Genomic DNA, 20244 nt, shown 5'->3' on the forward strand with positions numbered 1-20244 from the left:
CCGCTCAGGTTGACGGTCAGCTTGTCGGTCGGCTCCCACTTGAACGCAATGCGTCCGCCGAAGCTGTCCTTGTTGCCCTGGCGGCCGCCGTCGAACAAACGCTTCTGGTAGCCGTCGCGGGTTTCATAGGAAGCAACCGCGCGCATTGCGAGAGTGTCGCTCAGCGGCACGTTGATTATGCCCTTGAAATCGGCGCGGTTGAACCGGCCGGTCGCCGCTTCGAGCTTCATGTCGAAATCGTACTGCGGTTCGACGGAATTGACGACGATCGCGCCGCCGATGGTGTTCTTGCCGAACAGTGTGCCCTGCGGCCCGCGCAGGACCTGGACGCTCGCAATGTCGGCCATGTCGAGCAGCGCGCCAACCGAGCGGGCGACATAGACGCCATCGACATAGACGCCCACGCCCGGGTCGACGGTGATATTGAAATCGGTCTGGCCCACGCCGCGGATGAACGAGGTGATCGTGGCGCTGGAACCCGAGAGATTGGCGACCGGCGAGATGTTTACGTTCGGCGCGAATTTTGCGACTTCGGCCACGTTGGTGACCTGGCGTTCCTCGAGCATTCCGCCGGTCAACGCGGTGATCGCGACCGGCGTTTCCTGCAGGTTCTCGGCCCGCTTGCGCGCAGTCACGATGATCTCTTCGAGGCCGCCGGTCTGTTGCTCCTCAGCCTGAGGCTCACTTGTTGCGGCGTCCTGCGCATGCGCCGCCATCGGTGCGAGCCCGATTGATCCGACGATCGCCGAGGCGCTGGTGCGCAGGACGACCTTCCGGAAATTGAACGATTGGTTTGTCATTGGCGTCATTCTCCCTCTTGTTATGTCACTTTACAACTTGGTCTCGATTGAAATTCCAATCTTACGAGGCTGCTCGTAGAACCCGTCGGTGCTGAGTGCGCCGGGCCGGACCGTCTGCAGCACCTTCTCGTTGGTGAGGTTGGTGACCCACAACCCGATCTTGAATCGCTCGCTCTCGGGCGTCCAACTGACCGACCCGTTGATGAGCGTGTAGGACGGTTGCGAGAAGAGGTTCGCGAAGTCGTAATAGACCCGTGAGCTCCAGGACAGGTTACCTGCGAAAGTGATGCGACCGTTACCGATATCGTGTCCCCAATCGAACCCGACATTGCCCGACCATTCGGGGGCCCGGGTCATGACATTGTCCGAAGCGTCGAATGTCACCACGTCGTTGCCGCCGTCGGCGCGCGGAAAGAAGCCCTGGGCATCGGGGAAATCCTGATAACGGGCGTGGGTATACGCTACCGCGCTCCGCAGCGTCAGGTCTGCTACGGGACGGACGAAAACCTCGAACTCGCCGCCGTAGATTTCCGCGTTGGCGGCGTTTTGCAGGATGTAACTAGGACCGATGGCGTCTTTCGCCTGTAGCTGGAGATCCTGGTAATCGTAGTAGTAAATCGACAGGTTCGTCCGCAACCAGTCGAGCGGATCGGATTTGATGCCGAACTCTGCGGCGCTGATATTCTCGGGATCGACCGCCGTCGCGCTCGCTGCGGCCATATTGAACACCCCGCTCTTGAACGCGGTGCTGTAAGTGGCGTAAACGCTGGTGTTATCGGTGATCTCGTAGCGAACGCCGAGTTTGTAGTTGAACTTGTTGAAGGTCTCTTCGGCGTCGTTGACGACGACGTTTCCATTGATCCGCTGCGTGAAGTTACGCGTTTCGGTAGTGTACCGTGCGCCAACGGTGAAAAATAATCCGGGCGTTACTTCGTAAGTCCCTTCGCCAAAGCCCGCGAAGGAGCGGCCTTCGAGCTCGGGTTCCAGCGTTGGACCTGCAAGAGGGAGCGTGGGATTTGCGGCGGTCCACGGCTGAAGGAAGGAATTCCCGCCGAATTGGTAGAAGTAGCCGCCCAGGAGCCACTGGAAAGGACCGGGATTAGCCGAGTTCAGCTTGATTTCCTGGCTGATCGATTCGACATTGAAATCCGCTAGGAAATTACCGAGCTGCAGGTTGGACGCGTCGGAATCGGTGTCCTGCTTCCAGCGCAGCAGCATGTATCCGGTTGTCGTGTCCAGTGCGACCGAGCCGAGATCGAGCTTCGTATGCAGCGCTGCGGAATAGCGCTTGAGGTCCAACGTCGGATCCTTCGTAAGCGATGCCTGCCAGGCATCGGTCGGTAGGATCACGCCGGGAAAGCGGCGACCCGCCGTATTTCCGTCCAACGGTTGTGGGGAGTTGGTGGTGCTTTCCTGGTTGAAGTACTCGCCCGTCAGGACAACCTTGAAATTGTCGGTCGGCTCGAACAGCAGTTTGCTGCGCAAGTCGATCACACGCTGATTGCCGAGCGTTCCTCCCCGAACCAGATCGTCGATATATCCGTCGTTCTTCCGGAACAAGGCGGCGAAGTCGGCGGCGGCGTTTTCGCTCAAGGGGCCAGTGAAATAGACGCGGGCATCATAGTCGCCCGCGTCGCGGCGCATCCGCCCCACCCGCAGCGATGCCTTGCCTCGAAAATCGAAGCTGGGATCGGGGGTGATGACATTGATCAGACCGCCGGTGGCATTGCGTCCGAAGGTTGTACCCTGCGGGCCGCGCAACACCTCGACGCGTTCGACCTCGACCAGATCGATCCAGTTGGCGGCGGATTCAGGCTGATAGACGCCATCGACATAGGTAGCGATGTTGGGCTCGTCGCCGATCGAAATCCCCGTCGAACCGACACCGCGCACGACCGGCTGGAACACGCCCATGTTGCGGCTGCCGATGAAGCCGGGAACAACCTGCGTCAGTGAGCGGACTGTCGACACGTCGGCCGCGGCAAGTGTATCGCCGGTCACCGCAGTAACCGCAATCGGCACATCCTGCAGCTTCGCCTCGCGCCGGGTGGCTGTCACCACGATATCGCCCAAGCCTGTTTCTGCTTCTTGCGATGCCTCCGGTCCGGTTGAGGAGTTCTGTTCTTGCGCGGTGTTGACACTCTGGGCCAAGGCCGTCTGCGGGGTCAATGCAGTCGCGCAAAGCAGGGTAATTGAATGAGCTTTCAGCCACGCCATTTCAGCACTCCCATCTTAGTTTATGTATTTATTTAGTAAGGTAATCAGAAAGAAAATCTATTCGATCGTTGCCCCAGAATATTTGGTCGTCGACAAACATCATTGGGGCACCGAACACGCCGCGCTGGATCGCCTGGCTCCGGGCCTTGCGATATTCGTTCTGTCCGATCGGAGAATCGACGAATGCCAGCAGCGCATCGGCATCGAGGCCTGCCGCTGTCGCGCAAGCGGCGAGTTCGCCGCGGTCACGCGGATCGATGCCCTGGCCCCAGATCCGGCGATACGCGTCGGTCACGAACTGTTCAGCCCTGCCGTGCTTTCGGGCGTACAGGACCGCGCAATTCCAGTGTGCGCAGTCGAAGCTGGCCGGAAAGTTGAGGGGCACGCCATAGCGATCCGCCCAACGTTCGAGATCGGCTTTCATCACCTTGATCTTGGGCAGGACCTCGCGGTTCGAGGGTCCATAGTTGCCGGCGGCAATCTTGGCTTCGGGTATGTCGATCGGCCAGTAGTCGACCTCGCACCCCGCCGCCCGGGCGATTTCCGGCAGCTTCAGCTGCGCAAGGTAGCTGAACGGGCTGATGAAATCGAAGTAGAAGTCGATCGTGCGGGTCATGCGGGCTCAAGGTCGAATCCGACCATCTCCCGATAGTTGTCCCAGAAGCCGATGATCGCGCCCTCGGTGACGAGATGGTCGGCATCCTCCGCTCGGCCGCCACCCATCGCGATGTAGGACGTCGCGCTTGCCTCGCCGACGATGGCGTCCTGGACAATTTCCACCGCTTCGCCGTCTTCCATCGAAATGAGCCCGGCGGGGCCGATCAGGTTGGCTTGCTTGAGCCGGATGGCCTGCATTTCCGCATCGTCGTCCTGGTAGCCGAAATGGGTCCAGACGAGCTCGAATTCATCCGGCCCGTAGGTCACCGTCTGGCGCACCGCGAGCGTGTTCTGGATCTGCTGAAGGACCAGATTGGGGTAGACCGCAAGGATCACCAGCGTGACGTTATCCGCGAACTCCTGCCGACCTTTCAGCAGCGACATGTCCTGCAGCTTGAATTCGGTGTCGAAGGTGCGCGAATCGCCATAGGCCTGCTTGTCGGCGGCATCGTCGTTGCTGGCCGCGATCGAATAGAGCAGCGAGTGGCGTTTGTTGGCATCCATCAATGCCTCACCTGTCTGGGTCGAGCGATAGAGACCAAACGTGTTGTGGAACAGGTGCAGCAGGCTGGCGTGGTAGGGATCGCGGGTGTTCTCGGCGTAGAGCTTCCAGTTCCCGCGGATCCGCTGGCGCTGGTCGCCCAGCACGGTGATCGGCTTGCACATGATCCGCTCGATCTGCTCAACCACGATCGGACCGAGGAAATCGCGGCAGGATTCGACAGTTTCGGAGAAAGAGGCAAACACCAGACCGCCAACGGTTTCGGTGCGCAGCTGGCGAAGATTGTGCTGGGACATGTCGAAATCGCCCGGCATCCCGCCCTGTCCCTTAAGGCCGCGGCGGAAGGGAACCCCGATCAGGTCCCCCTTCAGATCGTAGGCCCATTGGTGGTAGACGCATTCCAGGCTTGCGCGGTTGCCGCGCATTTCGCGGCAGACCAGGGCACCGCGATGGGCGCAGCGATTGACCACGACATGCAACGAGCCGTCGCTGTCGCGCGTGAGGATCACCGGTGTTTCGCCCACGAAGGTCGATTTGAAATCACCCGCCTGCGGAACTTCAGCCTCAAGTCCGACGAAGGACCAGCAGTTACCCTTGAAAATGTTCTCCTGTTCGCGATCGTAGTACTGGCGATCGGTGAAAACGCGGTACGGAACCCGGCATCCTGCAGTGGACGGGGCTTGATCGAAGGCGTCTGTTTGCTGGCGAATGGACATAATTGGGTGCTTTCAACTTTGCAGCTAGATCGGGCGGACCATCATCGTATCGATGAGGTGGGTGTCGAAGATCGCGGTCTTGGAAAGGAAGCGCGGGGCAGCCCCGGAAACGTCGATTTCATCGACATATTTTCCGGAATTGTAGATCGACGTCTGACCGTCGTTGCGCGTCATCAGGACCACATAGTTGGTCTGTGCGGTGACGATCTGCCCGCTCGTCGACTTCACGCGGGTCGGACCGAGAATATGCCGGTAGCTGTGCGCGGGAAAAATGTTGGCGCGGCGCAAAGACACGATGCGATCGACCAGCATGCCGCGGCTGTCGCAGAACACCGCGGCCAGATTCAGCGAACGATTGTGGTTCTCCGCAGAGATCACACTGTATCGACAATTTTCCTCGAACAGGTCGGGCCATTCTTCCAACCGGTCGTCATCGATCAGTTCCGCGTGAAGCGCATTGACCTGCGCAGCGGCATGCTGTAACTGCATCTGCTCAAGGGTGGGAAGGCCCATCATGCCGCCCCTTCGGGCTTCGTGATGCAGACCCAGCCATCCTCGATTTCGACCGGATATGAGACGATCGCCACCTGGCAGGGAAAGGCATTGGCCGCCCCCGTCTTGATGTCGAACGAGCCGCCGTGAAACGGACATTCGATGACATCGCCGTCCTGGTACCCGTCGGTAAGCATGGCATTGCCGTGGGTGCAGAGATTGTCGGTAACGAAGATCTCGCCATCGACATTGTATACAGCGAGCGCAGGCATCCCTTCGGCGAAGGCCGCGACCGGCTCACCGTCCTTCACGTCGGCGACTTCACAAAGGCGTAAGTTTTTCGACATGGTCGATCTGTTTCCCTGTCAAGAACTGATTCAAATTGAGATTGTCAGAGCAGCGGAATGTCCATCCCGTATCCGGCTGCCTCGTTCCCGTGCCCGAAGATGTCGCGGGTGTAGTATTCCTGCTGGCTCGGCGCCTGGCGCGCACCCCAGCCAAATTCCCACAGCCAACCCGACGGGTTAGCGCAGTAAAAAGTCAAGGCCTGGTCGTTGGCGTGCTTGCCCAGCTGGAGCGCGACGTCGATCTTCTTCTCACGCACAATGTCATGGGCCATCCCGAGATCGTCGAGATCGGTGTATTCGAACATCAGGTGGTTGATGCGCTTTTCCATCGGTCCGAGGCCGAAGGCTACCGAGTGCTGGCGCTCGTTGCAGTGCATGAAATAGGGCTGGGCGACCATGCCGTTGGGCAGGTGGAGAAGGTATTCAACCGACCCGCGCAGGCCGAGCAGTTCATAGAACTGGGCCGCCGCCTCGACATCGTCCTGGCGCAGGATGCAGTGCCCGATCCCTTGCGAGCCGGTCAGGAACTTGCCGAACATCGGGCGTCCGGGATGAAACGGCTTGTGCGTATCGACCTGGGGGCCGAAGAAAATCTCGGTCGGGTTGCCGCCCGGATCGGCCAGCTTGAGCAGCCCGAGAACCCGGCGTTCGCGCGCCTCGGCTTCGGTGCCCACGGTGAAGGGGATTTTCGCCGCGCTCAGCTTTTCCTGCATCGCGGCGAATTCCTGCGGCCCGGCCACGCGCCAGCCCATGTAGGCCAGGTCATCGCTGCCATCAGCGTGCAGGACGATGCGGTGATGCCAAAGGTCCATCCGCAGATAGAGCCGGTCCCCTTCGCCTTCATCGACGACTTCCATGCCGGCGACTTCGGCGGCGTAAGCGCGCCAGGCAGCGAGATCGGAAACGGTAAGACCAAGATAGCCGAGTTCGGTGACGACCGACATAGTTCAAATTCTCCCAATTCACCCCAAAGCGGGGACATTTTGCGTTTTTCTGGTTGCGATTTTCTGGCCGCCTTGCTTCGATTCGAGCCGCCAGTTTCAGCCAATTCTGCGTAATCACCTACCAGTTTCTGCACAATCACCTACCAGAACGTTTTTCATTGTGCAATACGTTGCACGAAATGATGGGATGCGGTAGTAGCCTTGTGCGATCTGCGGTTGATTCGCGGAGGTATGGGGTACCCGACGCACAGAACGGGAGAGGATTGATGGAACTCACTGAGAAAATCGGCTGCAGGATTGCCGACTTGCAGGGCTTGAAAGAGCGCATGCGCGCTTGGCTCAAGAAGGATCACGAGCGCGGGATCTTCCAGCTGGACCGCGCCGCTTTCACCGAAGCTGCGCTGTTTGAGCTCGAGATGAAGTACATCTTCGAGCGCAACTGGGTCTATCTGGCGCATGAGAGCCAGATCGCTAAACCTAACGATTTCATCACGACCAAGATCGGGCGCGTTCCTATCCTGGTCACCCGTGACAAGACGGGAGAGGTCCGAGCCTTCGTCAATGCGTGTTCGCACCGTGGCGCGCGCATTTGCCGCGAGCGGGCCGGGAACAAGCGCAACCACATGTGCCCGTTCCATGGTTGGACGTTCTCGTCCGGGGGCGACCTGTTGGACGTCACCGATGAGAGCATCGGGGGCTATCCGGAGGCATTCAATCGCGCTGATTTCGGGCTTCAGCCGGTCGCCCGGGTGGAAAGCTACCGTGGCTTCATTTTTGGCAGCCTCTCCGCCGATGTCGTCCCGCTGGTCGATCACCTCGCCGGCGCGCGGGATTTCATCGATATCTTGGTGGACCAGTCGAAGTCCGGCGCAATGGAAGTTTTGCCCGGAACCAACCGCTACCGCTATCACGGCAACTGGAAGATGCAGGTCGAGAACGGGCTCGACGGCTATCACGTCATGACCACGCACGCCAACTACTTCATGACGGTTCAGCGCCGCGTCGAAGGCGTTTCGAAGAACGAAACCAAGGCGATTAGCTTCGACGGCTTCACCGCGCGCGATGGCGGGTCGTTCTCGTTCCACAACGGGCACACTGTGTTGTGGGCCGACTATGCCAACTTCATGGATCGCCCCAATTTCGAGATCCTCGACTGGCTCGAAGAGTCCTACGGCGCCGAAAAGGCCAAGTGGATGAACAAGCGCATCCGCAACCTGCAGCTGTTTCCCAACGTCTTCCTGATGGACCAGACCAGCACGCAGATCCGCATCATCCAGCCGCTGGCGGTGGATGAGACCGAAGTCAGCACGGTGTGCATCGCCCCGGTCGGCGAAAGCGCCGAGGCGCGGGCCCTGCGGCTGCGTCAGTATGAGGATTTCTTCAATTCGACCGGCATGGCGACCCCGGACGACCTGACCGAATTCAACAACTGCCAGACCGGCTTTGGCGCCGGCGAAGGCCGCTACAACGAGATGTCGCGCGGTTCGACGCGCTGGGACACCGGCCCGGGCAAGTTCGGCGAGCCGCTCGATTTGAATGTGGTGCTGAGCAGCCCGGCGGTTGCCGACGAAGGCCTCTATGTGGCGATCCATGACGAGTGGCTCACGCTCATGGAAAAGGCCATCGACAGCGAGTGCAGCGAGCTTGCCGCCTTCCTTGAGCGTTCGCTGGAGAAGGCATGATGACCGCATTCCATTCGCGCTGGCTGGCGGTTTCCCGCTTCATCGGTCAGGAAGCCATGGCGCTTGACGACAAGGACTGGGATGCCTGGCTGGCGCTCTATCACGAAGATGCGGAATACTGGGTTCCAGCCTGGGACGATCACGAACGGCCGACTGCGGATCCGCAGAACGAAGTCTCGCTGATCTACTATCCCAACCGGGGCGGGCTTGAGGATCGGGTGTTTCGGATCAGGACCCGGCGCTCGGCGGCGAGCACGCCGCAGCCACGCACGGTTCACCAGTTCTCCCTGCTGTCTGCTGAGGAGAGCGATGGCCAGGTGCATGCGCGGACGTCTTGGACCACGGTTTCGGTGCTGGAAGGAAAAGTCGCCACTCTCAGCGGGTGGGCCTTCTATGACCTCGAACCTCGGGATGATACGTTCGTGATCCGCCGCAAGAAGACGGTTGTCGTCACCGACCTGTTCCAAGAAATAGCCGATGTCTACAGCCTCTGAGCGGGGGCGCCCCGTCGTCGGGACGATGATCGGCGATCCCGCCGGGATCGGACCGGAAGTGGCGGTCGGGGCGCTGGCCGACGGTGCCGTCCACGCGGATTCGATCCCCGTGCTGGTCGGGTCTGCTGCGGCGGTAGAGCGGGCGCTCGATTTCACTGGCATCAAGGCACGGCTGCGGGTGATGCGCAGCTTCGAAAAACCCAGCGACGATCCCGCGATCATCGACGTTATCGATACCGGCGCGCTGCCCGATGGCGTTCTGCCCCTGGGCGAGGACACCGAGGCCGCCGGGCACGCCACCGCGCAATGGCTGGATGAGCTCGACGCGTTGGCCCGCGACGGTTCTTTCGCCGCCACGATCATGGGGCCGATCAGCACTGGTTCGCTTAAACTGGCCAAGAAGCTCGACAGGGTCATCAGCCCGACCCCGGGCGAAAGCTATCTGGTGCTGCTGACCGGGCCGCTCAGGGTTGCGCACCTGACCGACCACATGTCGCTGCGGCAAGTGATCGACGTTATTTCAGCCGATCTCGTCGCCACGGCGGTGGGGCAACTGCACGAGGCCATGCAATCGTGGGGCATCGCCCAACCGCGGATCGCGGTTGCCGGTCTCAACCCACATGCCATGGGCGACGAGGATCGCCTTGAGATCGCACCCGGGGTCGAAGCGGCGCGGGCCAGGGGCATCGATGTCGAAGGGCCGATCGCGCCCGATTCGGTCTTCCGCCAGTGCATCGAGGGCCGTTACGACATGGTCCTCGCGATGTTCCACGATCAGGGCCACATCGCTGTCAAGACCTGGGGCTTTTCGGGCAACAGCGTGATCATCATGGGGCCGCCGTACCTGCACATGTCGGTGGCCCATGGCACCGCCTACGACATCGTCGGTACCGGCAGAGCCGATGCCGCGATGATGCTGAGCGCGATGCGCATTTGCGGACGACTCGCTTCGGGCCGCGGTTTCGAACAAGCTTAGGAGGAAAGAACATGAACGCCAAAACCATGCCTGTCGCTGCGGGGTCGGAGCCGAATGCGGTCGATTACGCAGTCTATCACAGCCAGGCGATCTTCACTGCCGAACAGGAAAACATCTTTCGCGGACAGACCTGGTGCTACCTCGGCCTCGAAGCCGAGCTGGCCAACAGCGGCGATTTCCGTTCGACCCATGTCGGCAATACTCCGGTGGTGGTGACGCGGGCAACCGATGGCACCATCCATGCCTGGGTAAATCGCTGCGCCCACAAGGGCGCAACCGTGTGCCGCTCGCTGCGCGGTAATCAGGCCGACGGGGCGTTCGTATGCGTCTATCACCAGTGGGCCTACGACGCGACCGGTGCGCTTGTCGGCGTGCCGTTCCGGCGGGGGATGAAAGGCGTGGGCGGGTACCAGGCCGATTTCGATCCAGCCGAGCATTCGCTGGAAAGGCTGCGAGTGGAATCCTTTGCAGGCATGGTGTTCGGCACATTCAGTCCGGCCATTGCCCCGCTTGAAGACTTTCTCGGTCCGGTGATGCGCAAGTATATTTCTCGCGTCTTCCAGCGCCCGGTGAAGGTGCTGGGTTATGCGCGGCAGTTCATGGCCGGCAACTGGAAGCTCTATTCGGAAAACAGTCGTGACAGCTATCACGGGGCACTGCTTCACCTGTTCTATCCGACCTTCGGCATATACCGTCAGAGCCAGGAAAGTGCAGGCGAGCTTTCGGAAGAAGGCTTCCACAACGTGTTCACGGTGTCGAAGCCCAAGGGCGATGTCGACTACGGCTCGTTCGGTGACGAGGCCAACCGCGAGATGCAGGGTGAGGCCAAGTTGCAGGACGAGCGCCTGCTGGCATTCCGCCCGGAGATCGCTGATGATGTCGGACTGCACATCCAGTCGATCTTCCCGTCTGTCGTTGTCCAGCAGATCCAGAACACCCTCGCCACCAGGCAGATCGTGCCCCACGGGACCGACAGGACCGAGCTGGTCTGGACCTATTTCGGTTACGCCGACGACGACGAGGAAACGACCCGCCACCGGCTGCGCAACCTTAATTTGGTTGGGCCATCCGGGCTGATCTCGATGGAAGACGGAGAAGCGGTGGAGCTGTGCCAGCAGGGGACGATCGGCGCCGAAGGCAAACGCAGCTTCGTCGAAATGGGCGGCGACGACGTGCGCCAGTATTACGCGCCGATGGGCATGGATGAAAATTCGGTGCGGGGGTTCTGGAAGGGCTATCTCGGGCTGATGGGCAATGCCCTGGCCGATCTCGCAGCGGAGGGCCGGGCATGAGCGCTGCAGCCGAAGTAGCGCAAGTCGCGCAAAGTGCGATCGACGATTTCAACGCGGCTTACGGGCTTTGCCTTGATGATGACCGGCTCGAGCAATGGCCCAACCTGTTCGTTGACGATTGCCTGTACCAGGTGATCGCGCGAGAGAATGTCGATAACGGCTTGCCAGCGGCGGTGATGTATTGCGACAGCAGGGCGATGCTGGTCGATCGGGTGGTCGCGCTGCGCAAGGCAAACGTCTTCCCCGAACATTTCAACCGGCACCTGATTGGGCGTGCGGTAATCACCGGCGTGGAAGGCGACCAGGTTTCTGCTGAAGCCAGCTATGTCGTCTTCCAGACCCGTAATGATGGTGAAACGCGCATCTACAATGCCGGCAAATATGTCGATCGGTTCGATCTTAGCGGTGGAACCGTTCGACTGAAAAGCCGGACCTGCATCTATGACACGCTGCGCATCGCCACGCTGTTGGCGACCCCGATCTGAGCCAATCCCCAATTTCCTGTTTTCCCCAGAAGGAGACTATCCATGAAGCTGTTCATTAGCCCTGGTGCCTGTTCGCTCGCTCCGCATATCGCCCTGCGCGAAACCGGCGCCACTTTCGATGCGGTGAAGGTCGATCTGGCGACCCGCAAGGTCGAGACCGGAGACGATTTCCTGACGGTCAACCCGTCGGGCAAGGTTCCGGCGCTGACCCTCGACAGCGGCGAAACCCTGACCGAAAATCCCGCGATCCTGCTTTACATCGCCGACCAGAAGCCGGAAGCCGGCCTGGCGCCGCGCGACGGCACCATGGACCGGTACCGCCTGCTCAGCCGGCTGAGCTTCCTGGGTTCGGAGTTTCACAAGGCCTTCGTGCCCCTGTTTACGCCCGGCACCAGCGATGAAGCCAAGGCAGCCGCTACGACCGCAGTCAAGAATCACTTGACCGCGCTCGATAAGGATCTTGCCGGCAAAGAGCACTATGTGGGCGCCGATTTTAGCGTGGCCGACATCTACCTGTTCGTGATGCTGGGCTGGCCTGCCCATGTCGGGATCGACATGAGCGCCTATCCCGCGCTGGGCGCCTATTGCGGTCGGATTGCGCAGCGGCCTGCGGTTGGGGCGGCACTCAAGGCTGAAGGTCTCATCTGATCGAAGAGCGCGGGGCGGCGGCGATTGCCGTCGCCCACGTCGTTCTTCATTTGCAAATGCGTTTCAAATAGTGCAATGGATGAGGCTGCTGGCGACAGAGACGGCGATTCGGCGTTCAGGTCCAGCCGAATGCAAAATCATCGAGGCGGGAAAGGATCGGAGGGTAGAATGGCAGACGCGACTTTGGACACGACCCGTCCGGAAATTGGCAAGTCGCTGGTTGTCGGCGGAAGCTCGACCAATTACCACGACGTCGGCGAAGGCGACCCGGTGCTGCTGGTCCACGGATCGGGCCCCGGTGTGACAGCCTGGGCCAACTGGCGGCTGAATATGCCGATCCTCGCCGAGGATTTCCGGGTCATCGCGCCCGACATGTTCGGCTTCGGCTATTCGGACAGCAAGGGCCGGATCGAGGACAAGCAGGTCTGGGTCGATCAGCTCGCCGGCTTTCTCGACGGGCTGGGAATCGACAAGGTTTCGATCGTCGGCAATTCTTTCGGTGGCGGGATCACACTGGCGTTCATGATTGCCCACCCCGATCGGGTCGAGCGCGCCGTTCTCATGGGACCTGCAGGGCTCAACTTTCCGATTACCCCTGCGCTCGACAAGGTCTGGGGCTATGAACCCTCGGTCGAAGCGATGCGCGAATCGCTCAAGTACCTTGCCTGGGATCACAGCCGCCTGACCGAGGATCTGATTCAGTCGCGCTATGTCGCCAGCGCCCGGCCCGAAGCACATGAACCCTATCATGCAACGTTCGGCGGCGCCGACCGCCAGGCCAACGTGGCGATGCTCGCCAGCCGCGAAGAAGACATCGCCGCGATTGAGCACGAAACCCTGATTTTGCACGGTATTGCCGATCAGGTAATCCCGCTGGATTCGACCGTGCGCCTCGCCACGTTGTTGAAGCGGGCCGACCTCCACCTTTTTGCCGAATGTGGCCACTGGGTCCAGATCGAGCGGATGGCGAGTTTCAATCGGACTGTCGCAGAGTTCTTTAAAAGTGGCCTCAAGGCCTGATCGGAGAGGAGTAAACGTCATGGCTCTAACAGGTGTCATTCGTCCTGGTTACGTGCAGCTCAGGGTTCTCGACCTGGACGAAGCCATTTCCCATTATCGGGATCGCATCGGCCTGAATCTTGTCAGCCGTGACGGCGACCGCGCTTTCTTCCAGGCCTTCGACGAGTTCGATCGTCATAGCATCATCCTGCGCGAGGCCGATCATCCCGGCATGGACGTCATGGGCTTCAAGGTCGCCAAGGATTCAGATCTCGATCACTTCGCGGAACGCCTGCTCGATTTCGGTGTGCATGTCGATGTGGTCCCGGCTGGCGAAGATCCAGGGGTTGGCCGCAAGATCAGGTTCAATACGCCCACACAGCATGTGTTCGAACTTTACGCCGAAATGGAACTTTCGGCCACCGGTCCGGCGACCAAGAACCCGGATGTTTGGGTGGTTGAGCCACGCGGGATGCGCGCTACCCGCTTCGATCACTGCGCGCTGAACGGCGTGGACATTGCCGCCTCGGCGAAGATCTTTGTCGATGCGCTCGATTTCTCGGTGACCGAGGAATTGGTCGATGAGGGCAGCGGCACCCGCCTAGGCATTTTCTTGAGCTGCAGCAACAAGGCGCATGACGTCGCCTTCCTCCACTATCCCGAAGACGGCAAGATCCACCATACGTCGTTCAATCTGGAATCGTGGCACGACGTCGGTCACGCAGCCGACATTATCAGCCGCTACGACATTTCGCTCGATATCGGGCCGACGCGTCACGGGATCACCCGCGGCCAGACGATCTATTTCTTCGATCCCTCGGGCAATCGCAACGAAACCTTCAGCGGCGGTTACATCTATTATCCCGACAATCCGCAGCGCATGTGGCAGGCAGAGAGCGCCGGCAAGGCGATCTTCTACTACGAGAAGGCGCTCAACGACCGCTTCATGCAGGTGAACACCTGATCATGGACGGGGTGGTTTCGGTCCGGACGGTAGGCCACGAACTGGCGCTCAAGGCAGCGGCTGCCGCCGTCGCTACGGGTGCGGCGGCGGGCTGTCCGGTCGTTGCCGCGGTGGTCGGTGCCGGGGGAGATCTGGTCGCGTTCGTCCGCGCCAGCGGCTCCCCTTCGCCATCCGCAAAGATCGCGCAAGATAAAGCTTACAGCGCCGCCAGCTTCCGCGTCCCGACGCCGGATCTCTATGCGATGGTTTCCGGCAATCCGGCCCTGCGCGACGGAATCGTCGCGCAGCCGGGATTAGCAATGTTCGGCGGCGGCCTGCCGATCGAAATCGCCGGTGTATTCGTCGGTGCGATCGGTGTTTCCGGCGGGAGCGAAGCGATGGACGTCGAATACGCCAACGCCGGTCTCGCTGCGATCGGCGCAAGGCAATTCTGACGCACCATGGCCTCCGGCCAACTTAGGTATTATGCTCCAATGACCTCAACTTCCTCCTCACCGGTCACCGAAACTATCCTGAACTTCATTGACGGTTCCTATCGCAAAGGTAGCGAGGGTAAGTCGTTTCCCAACGTCAATCCGGCCACCGGTTCGCAGATCGGGCTTGTCCACGAAGCAAGCCAGGCCGACGTCGCAGACGCCGTGGCTGCGGCCAAGGCAGCGCTTACCGGGCCATGGGGCAAGATGACCACGGCCGAGCGGGTCAAGCTGATCGCCGCCGTGGCGACCGAGATCGAACGCCGAGCGGATGATTTCCTGGCTGCCGAAGTGGCCGACACCGGCAAGCCGCGCCACGTTGCCTCGCACATCGACATTCCGCGCGGGGCCGCCAACTTCCGCATGTTCGCGGATGTCGTCTCGACAATGCCGGGCGAAAGCTTCAACACATCGACCCCCGATGGCGGCCAGGCGCTCAACTATACCGTGCGCAAGCCCAAGGGTGTGGTCGCGGTGGTCTGCCCGTGGAACTTCCCGCTGCTGCTGATGACCTGGAAGGTTGGCCCGGCGCTGGCCTGCGGCAATACCGTGGTGGTCAAGCCGTCCGAGGAAACGCCTCGGACCGCTGCCCTGCTGGGCGAAGTAATGAACGCGGTGGGCATGCCCAAGGGTGTCTACAACGTCGTCCACGGATTCGGTCCGGGTTCGGCCGGCGAATTCCTCACGTCCAACCCCGATGTCGATGCCATCACCTTCACCGGCGAGACCGGCACCGGACAGGCGATCATGCAGAAGGCCGCGATCGGCGTTCGCGACATTTCGTTCGAACTCGGTGGCAAGAACCCGGCGATTGTGTTCGCCGATGCCGACCTCGACAAGGCGGTCGAGGGTCTGTCGCGCTCGGTCTTCCTGAACACCGGGCAGGTCTGCCTCGGAACCGAGCGGGTCTATGTCGAACGACCGATCTTCGACGCCTTCGTGGCGCGGATGGCGGCGGCGGCGCAGGGCTTCAAGCCGGGCGTGACCGGTGATCGCGCCTATCTCGGCCCGCTGATCAGCGCCGAGCACCGCGAGAAAGTGCTGGGTTACTATCGCCGTGCGGTCGAGGACGGGGCCACCGTGGTCACCGGCGGCGGCGTTCCCGAAATCTCGGGTGCGGAAGCCGGTGGCTTCTTCGTGGAACCGACGCTGTGGATCGACGTCGCCCACGGCGATACCGTGATGCGCGAGGAAATCTTCGGACCGTGCTGCGGTATCGTGCCGTTCGACAGCGAGGACGAGGTGATCGCACTTGCAAACGATACGGTTTACGGCCTGTGCGCCTCGATCTGGACCGAAAACATGTCCCGCGGACACCGCGTGGCGGCGGCGATGGACGTGGGGGTGTGCTGGGTCAATTCCTGGTTCCTGCGCGATCTGCGCACGGCTTTCGGCGGGTCCGGCCATTCCGGCATCGGCCGGGAAGGCGGGGTGCACAGCCTCGAATTCTACACCGAGATCACCAACATTTGCGTGAAGCTGTAAGACGATGACAATTGACTCCAAGACTATCGAACAAGCGGCCTTGGCCCTGCGCGGCGCGGCCGAAACGGGGAAGCCTGTCAGCCCGATCCGCGACCTGATTTCGGCTGGTGGCGTCGAAGCCGCCTATGCCGTGCAGGAAGCCAACACCAAGCACTACCTCGCCAATGGACGGCGCCTGGTCGGCCGCAAGATCGGGTTGACCTCGATCGCGGTCCAGCGCCAGCTTGGGGTGGATCAGCCCGACTATGGGATGCTGTTCGCTGACATGGACGTGCCGGAAGGCATCCCGGTGTCGCTCGACCAGGTGATCCAGCCCAAGGTTGAGGCCGAGATTGCGATCGTCGTTGGGCGGGATTTGCCCCACCCCGACATGACGACCGCCGAAATGATTCGCGCGGTCGAATATGTCGTTCCGGCAATCGAGATCGTGGACAGCCGCGTCGCAAACTGGGACATCAAGATCTGGGACACGATCGCCGATAATGCCTCGAGCGGGCTGTTCGTGCTCGGCGCGGTGCCGCGCAAGCTCGACGGGCTCGATCTGCGCAGCTGCGGCATGGTCATGGAAGCCAAGGGTGAGCCGATTTCGGTCGGTGCCGGGATCGCCTGTCTGGGCAGCCCGATCACCGCATCGCTGTGGCTGGCGCGGGTGATGGCCAAAGCGGGGCGTCCGTTACTCGAAGGCGATGTAATCCTGTCGGGCGCGCTCGGGCCGATGGCCGGGGTTGCACGCGGCGATGTGGTCGAAGCCCGGATCAACGGACTCGGAACGGTCCGCGCCGCGTTCGCCGCTGACTGAATTCAAATTGGAGGCTGGTCAAATGGCCAAGATGAAGTGCGCAATTATCGGCTCCGGCAATATCGGGACCGACCTGATGATCAAGCTGCTCAAGGGTTCGGATACACTGGAGCTAGCGGCGGTTGTCGGGATCGATCCGGCCTCCGAAGGGCTGGCGATGGCCAGCGAACGCGGCGTCCCGACGACCCACGAAGGAATCGAGGGCCTGTGCCGGATGCCGCAATATGCCGATATCGGCATCGCCTTCGATGCGACCTCGGCCTATGCGCACAAGGCGCACGACGAAATCCTCGCCCGTGACGGCAAGCTGATGGTCGACCTTACCCCGGCCGCGATCGGCCCGGCGACCATTCCCCCGGTCAACCCGGCGGTCGATGCCGCGGTGCGCAACATCAACATGGTGACCTGTGGCGGGCAGGCGACGATCCCGATCGTCGCGGCGGTCTCGCAGGTCGCCAAGGTGCACTACGCCGAAATCGTCGCGTCGGTTTCGTCGCGCTCCGCCGGTCCCGGCACCCGTGCCAACATTGATGAGTTCACCCGCACAACGGCGCGGGCGATCGAAACTGTCGGCGGCGCGGCCAAGGGCCGGGCTGTGATCATCCTTAATCCCGCCGAACCGCCGATGATCATGCGTGATACGATCTTCACGCTGTCGGAAATGGTCGATGAGGACAAGGTGCGCGATTCGGTTCTGGCTATGATTGCAAGGGTGCAGTCGTACGTGCCGGGCTACCGGCTCAAGCAGGAAGTACAGTTCGAACGCTTCGGTTCGAACCGGCCGCTCAATATCCCCGGCTACGGTGAATTCGAAGGACTCAAGACCAGCGTGTTCCTCGAGGTCGAGGGCGCGGGCGATTATCTGCCCAACTATTCCGGCAACCTCGACATCATGACCGCTGCCGCCAAGGCGGCAGGCGAGAGCCTGGCCAAGACTCATATGGAAAAGACTGCAGCATGACCTTTGATCCAACATCTGATCGGCTCTACATCCAGGACGTGACCTTGCGCGACGGGATGCACGCCATCCTGCATATGTATGGCACCGACAGCGTCCGCACGATCGCTAAGGCGCTTGACGAGGCAGGGGTGGATGCGATCGAGGTCTCGCACGGCGATGGCCTGAACGGTTCGACCTTCAATTACGGATTTGGCGCCCATACCGACTGGGACTGGATCGAGGCTGCCGCCGACGTAATCAAGAACGCGGTGCTGACAACGCTTCTGGTGCCCGGTATCGGCACCGCCGAAGAACTCAAGCGGGCCTATTCGATGGGAGTGCGCTCGGTCAGGGTCGCGACCCACTGCACCGAGGCCGACGTCGGCAAGCAGCACATCGGCATCGCGCGCGATCTGGGCATGGACGTATCGGGCTTCCTGATGATGAGCCACATGATCGAGCCCGAGGCGCTCGCCCAGCAGGCGCTGCTGATGGAAAGCTATGGCGCGCATTGCGTCTATGTCACCGACAGCGGCGGGGCGCTCGACATGGATGGCGTGATTGCACGTCTCCAAGCCTATGACCGGGTGCTCAAACCTGAAACTCAACGCGGCATCCACGCGCACCACAACCTGTCGCTGGGCGTGGCCAACTCGATCGTCGCCGCTCAGGCCGGCGCGGTGCGGATCGACGCCAGCCTTGCCGGGATGGGCGCGGGCGCCGGCAACGCGCCGCTCGAGGTGTTCATCGCCGCGGCCAACCGCAAGGGCTGGAAGCACGGCTGCGACGTGATGGCGCTGATGGACGCGGCGGACGACATCATACGCCCGCTTCAGGACCGTCCGGTGAGGGTCGATCGCGAGACGCTCAGCCTGGGCTATGCAGGCGTCTATTCAAGCTTCCTGCGCCATGCGGAAAAGGCAGCGGAACAGTACGGAATCGATACCCGCGAGATCCTCGTCGAATTGGGCAACCGCCGGATGGTCGGAGGCCAGGAAGACATGATCATCGACGTTGCACTTGATCTGATCAAAGCCAAGGCGAACTGAGATGGACAGGCTTGCACGCTACGCCGAAACCCTCGACACCGCTGCTCGCGAGGCGAATGCTACGCCGCAGATCACGCCTGTAGATACGGAGTTCTCCGTTACCGAGGCGTACCAGGTGCAGAAGCTCTCGGTCGATCGACGCCTGTCGCGCGGCGAGCGACGCATCGGCGTGAAGATGGGGCTGACCAGCCGGGCCAAGATGCAGCAGGTCGGTGTCGATGAGGTGGCTTGGGGGCGGCTGACCGATGCCATGCTGATCGAGGAGGGCTCGGCCATGTCGCGCGCTCGCTACGTCCATCCCCGGGTTGAACCCGAAGTGGCTTTCCTGATGAAGGCACCTCTGGTCGGCAAGGTGACGGCCGCCGCAGCACTGGCGGCGGTCGAGGCGATCGCCCCTGCAATGGAGATCATCGACAGCCGATACGAGAATTTCAAGTTCGCGCTGGAAGACGTGATCGCCGACAACACTTCCTCGTCGGGGCTGGTGATCGGATCCTGGCACGATCCCCGGATCGATTTTTCGAATCTGGGCGTGATCCTCGAAATCGATGGCGAAGTGGTACAGGTCGGGTCGACCGCGGCGATCCTTGGCCACCCCATCCGTTCGCTGGTTGCTGCGGCCCGGCTGGTTGCCGAATCGGGCGAACAGATCAACGCCGGTGACATCGTCATGGCGGGGGGCATTACCGCAGCGCCCAACCTGGCACCGGGTCAGACTGTGCGGACGACAGTGCAGAATCTCGGCGCGGTCATGTTCCAGGTGGAAGACTGACATGCCGATCATTGAGGTCAACCTGCTCGAAGGGCGTCCGCCCGAAGCCAAGGAACGACTGATCCAGGCGCTGACCGACGCGGCCATCGACGCGATTGGAGCGCCGCGGGAATCGGTTCGGGTAATCCTGCGTGAAATGGCGCCGGCCCATTTCGCGGTAGGCGGGCAGAGTCTTGCAGCCAAGGCCGCCGGTGCGAAGCAAGTCAAGGTCGAAGAAGATTGGTCGGATGACAGCTGATTCACATCAAATCACATTGGTCGGTGGCGGACAGTTCCCTTGCCGGGGGGATGAACGCGTACTGACCGCGATGGAACGTAGAGGGGCTGACCACATAAGCATTGGATGTCGCGGTGGTGGTTGCGGAGTTTGCCGAGTTCGCGTCGTCGAAGGCAAGTACCGGACAGGGAAGATGAGCGCCGCCAAAGTTTCCGCGGCAGACCTGCGCCAAGGTTATGCGCTCGCCTGTCGGCTCTACCCATTGGATAACCTACTGATCGAAGTTTCATGAAT

At 61.4% G+C, this 20244-nt stretch carries 23 protein-coding genes; 16 read left to right on the plus strand and 7 right to left on the minus strand.

Features of this window, described 5'->3' with window-relative positions; all coding sequences use genetic code 11:
* From A9D15_RS04910 to bphC, 7 genes are all read right to left on the minus strand, one after another.
* Positions 1–800, minus strand: an 800-nt coding sequence (locus A9D15_RS04910; RefSeq protein WP_156521655.1) for a TonB-dependent receptor plug domain-containing protein, incomplete at its 3' end; no start/stop codon positions are given.
* Positions 801–830: 30 nt separating this feature from the next.
* Positions 831–3017: a TonB-dependent receptor gene (locus tag A9D15_RS04915; protein WP_066762476.1), complete on the minus strand. Its 2187-nt coding sequence runs from the start codon at positions 3015–3017 to the stop codon at positions 831–833.
* Positions 3018–3045: 28 nt separating this feature from the next.
* Positions 3046–3633, minus strand: coding sequence for a 2-hydroxychromene-2-carboxylate isomerase (locus tag A9D15_RS04920; RefSeq protein ID WP_066762479.1), 588 nt, complete (start codon positions 3631–3633; stop codon positions 3046–3048).
* Entirely contained in the window at positions 3630–4892 is a 1263-nt protein-coding gene (locus A9D15_RS04925) for an aromatic ring-hydroxylating dioxygenase subunit alpha (protein ID WP_066762487.1), read from the minus strand. Before A9D15_RS04925 ends, A9D15_RS04920 begins: the two co-directional genes overlap by 4 nt.
* 24 nt (positions 4893–4916) lie before the next feature.
* Complete coding sequence (locus tag A9D15_RS04930; RefSeq protein WP_098108433.1) at positions 4917–5408, minus strand: aromatic-ring-hydroxylating dioxygenase subunit beta; 492 nt, start codon at positions 5406–5408, stop codon at positions 4917–4919.
* The gene (locus A9D15_RS04935) at positions 5405–5731 is read right to left on the minus strand and encodes a non-heme iron oxygenase ferredoxin subunit (RefSeq protein ID WP_066762489.1); all 327 of its coding nucleotides are present in this window, start codon (positions 5729–5731) and stop codon (positions 5405–5407) included. The genes A9D15_RS04930 and A9D15_RS04935 overlap by 4 nt, the downstream gene beginning before the upstream one ends.
* Positions 5732–5775: 44 nt before the next feature.
* Complete coding sequence (bphC, locus tag A9D15_RS04940; RefSeq protein ID WP_066762492.1) at positions 5776–6675, minus strand: biphenyl-2,3-diol 1,2-dioxygenase; 900 nt, start codon at positions 6673–6675, stop codon at positions 5776–5778.
* Positions 6676–6941: 266 nt separating this feature from the next.
* Between bphC and A9D15_RS04945 the strand changes: the two genes are divergently transcribed.
* From A9D15_RS04945 to A9D15_RS16215, 16 genes are all read left to right on the plus strand, one after another.
* Positions 6942–8357, plus strand: coding sequence for an SRPBCC family protein (locus A9D15_RS04945; RefSeq protein ID WP_066762494.1), 1416 nt, complete (start codon positions 6942–6944; stop codon positions 8355–8357).
* The gene (locus A9D15_RS04950) at positions 8354–8851 is read left to right on the plus strand and encodes an aromatic-ring-hydroxylating dioxygenase subunit beta (protein WP_229660434.1); all 498 of its coding nucleotides are present in this window, start codon (positions 8354–8356) and stop codon (positions 8849–8851) included. Before A9D15_RS04945 ends, A9D15_RS04950 begins: the two co-directional genes overlap by 4 nt.
* A complete protein-coding gene (locus tag A9D15_RS04955) occupies positions 8835–9827 on the plus strand; it encodes a PdxA family dehydrogenase (RefSeq protein WP_066762495.1) in 993 nt (330 codons plus the stop codon). The genes A9D15_RS04950 and A9D15_RS04955 overlap by 17 nt, the downstream gene beginning before the upstream one ends.
* 11 nt (positions 9828–9838) lie before the next feature.
* On the plus strand, positions 9839–11119 hold the full coding sequence (locus A9D15_RS04960) for an aromatic ring-hydroxylating dioxygenase subunit alpha (protein WP_066762497.1): 1281 nt from the start codon (positions 9839–9841) through the stop codon (positions 11117–11119).
* A complete protein-coding gene (locus A9D15_RS04965) occupies positions 11116–11604 on the plus strand; it encodes an aromatic-ring-hydroxylating dioxygenase subunit beta (protein WP_066762504.1) in 489 nt (162 codons plus the stop codon). Before A9D15_RS04960 ends, A9D15_RS04965 begins: the two co-directional genes overlap by 4 nt.
* Positions 11605–11646: 42 nt before the next feature.
* Positions 11647–12252: a glutathione transferase GstA gene (gstA, locus tag A9D15_RS04970; RefSeq protein ID WP_066762507.1), complete on the plus strand. Its 606-nt coding sequence runs from the start codon at positions 11647–11649 to the stop codon at positions 12250–12252.
* Between the two features lie 168 nt (positions 12253–12420).
* On the plus strand, positions 12421–13272 hold the full coding sequence (locus A9D15_RS04975; protein WP_066762510.1) for an alpha/beta fold hydrolase: 852 nt from the start codon (positions 12421–12423) through the stop codon (positions 13270–13272).
* A gap of 19 nt (positions 13273–13291) precedes the next feature.
* Positions 13292–14215: a catechol 2,3-dioxygenase gene (locus tag A9D15_RS04980; protein ID WP_066762511.1), complete on the plus strand. Its 924-nt coding sequence runs from the start codon at positions 13292–13294 to the stop codon at positions 14213–14215.
* A gap of 2 nt (positions 14216–14217) precedes the next feature.
* A complete protein-coding gene (locus A9D15_RS04985) occupies positions 14218–14649 on the plus strand; it encodes a GlcG/HbpS family heme-binding protein (protein WP_010891019.1) in 432 nt (143 codons plus the stop codon).
* 39 nt (positions 14650–14688) lie between these two features.
* Complete coding sequence (locus A9D15_RS04990; RefSeq protein ID WP_066762512.1) at positions 14689–16173, plus strand: 2-hydroxymuconic semialdehyde dehydrogenase; 1485 nt, start codon at positions 14689–14691, stop codon at positions 16171–16173.
* A gap of 4 nt (positions 16174–16177) precedes the next feature.
* The gene (locus tag A9D15_RS04995) at positions 16178–16972 is read left to right on the plus strand and encodes a fumarylacetoacetate hydrolase family protein (RefSeq protein ID WP_010891017.1); all 795 of its coding nucleotides are present in this window, start codon (positions 16178–16180) and stop codon (positions 16970–16972) included.
* 22 nt (positions 16973–16994) lie between these two features.
* A complete protein-coding gene (locus A9D15_RS05000) occupies positions 16995–17933 on the plus strand; it encodes an acetaldehyde dehydrogenase (acetylating) (RefSeq protein WP_066762514.1) in 939 nt (312 codons plus the stop codon).
* Positions 17930–18961 (plus strand): 4-hydroxy-2-oxovalerate aldolase, encoded by a 1032-nt coding sequence (dmpG, locus tag A9D15_RS05005; protein ID WP_010891015.1) that lies wholly within the window; start codon positions 17930–17932, stop codon positions 18959–18961. Before A9D15_RS05000 ends, dmpG begins: the two co-directional genes overlap by 4 nt.
* A 1-nt stretch (position 18962) precedes the next feature.
* Positions 18963–19733 carry a 2-keto-4-pentenoate hydratase gene (locus A9D15_RS05010; protein ID WP_066762516.1) on the plus strand — a complete coding sequence of 257 codons (771 nt, stop codon included), beginning with the start codon at positions 18963–18965 and terminating at the stop codon, positions 19731–19733.
* A 1-nt stretch (position 19734) separates the two neighbouring features.
* Complete coding sequence (locus A9D15_RS05015) at positions 19735–19971, plus strand: 2-hydroxymuconate tautomerase (RefSeq protein ID WP_066762519.1); 237 nt, start codon at positions 19735–19737, stop codon at positions 19969–19971.
* Positions 19961–20242: a 2Fe-2S iron-sulfur cluster-binding protein gene (locus A9D15_RS16215; RefSeq protein ID WP_082924270.1), complete on the plus strand. Its 282-nt coding sequence runs from the start codon at positions 19961–19963 to the stop codon at positions 20240–20242. Before A9D15_RS05015 ends, A9D15_RS16215 begins: the two co-directional genes overlap by 11 nt.
* The last annotated feature ends 2 nt before the right edge of the window (positions 20243–20244 follow it).

It is taken from the genome of Croceicoccus pelagius, assembly GCF_001661915.1.
Taxonomy (GTDB): Bacteria; Pseudomonadota; Alphaproteobacteria; order Sphingomonadales; family Sphingomonadaceae; genus Croceicoccus; species Croceicoccus pelagius.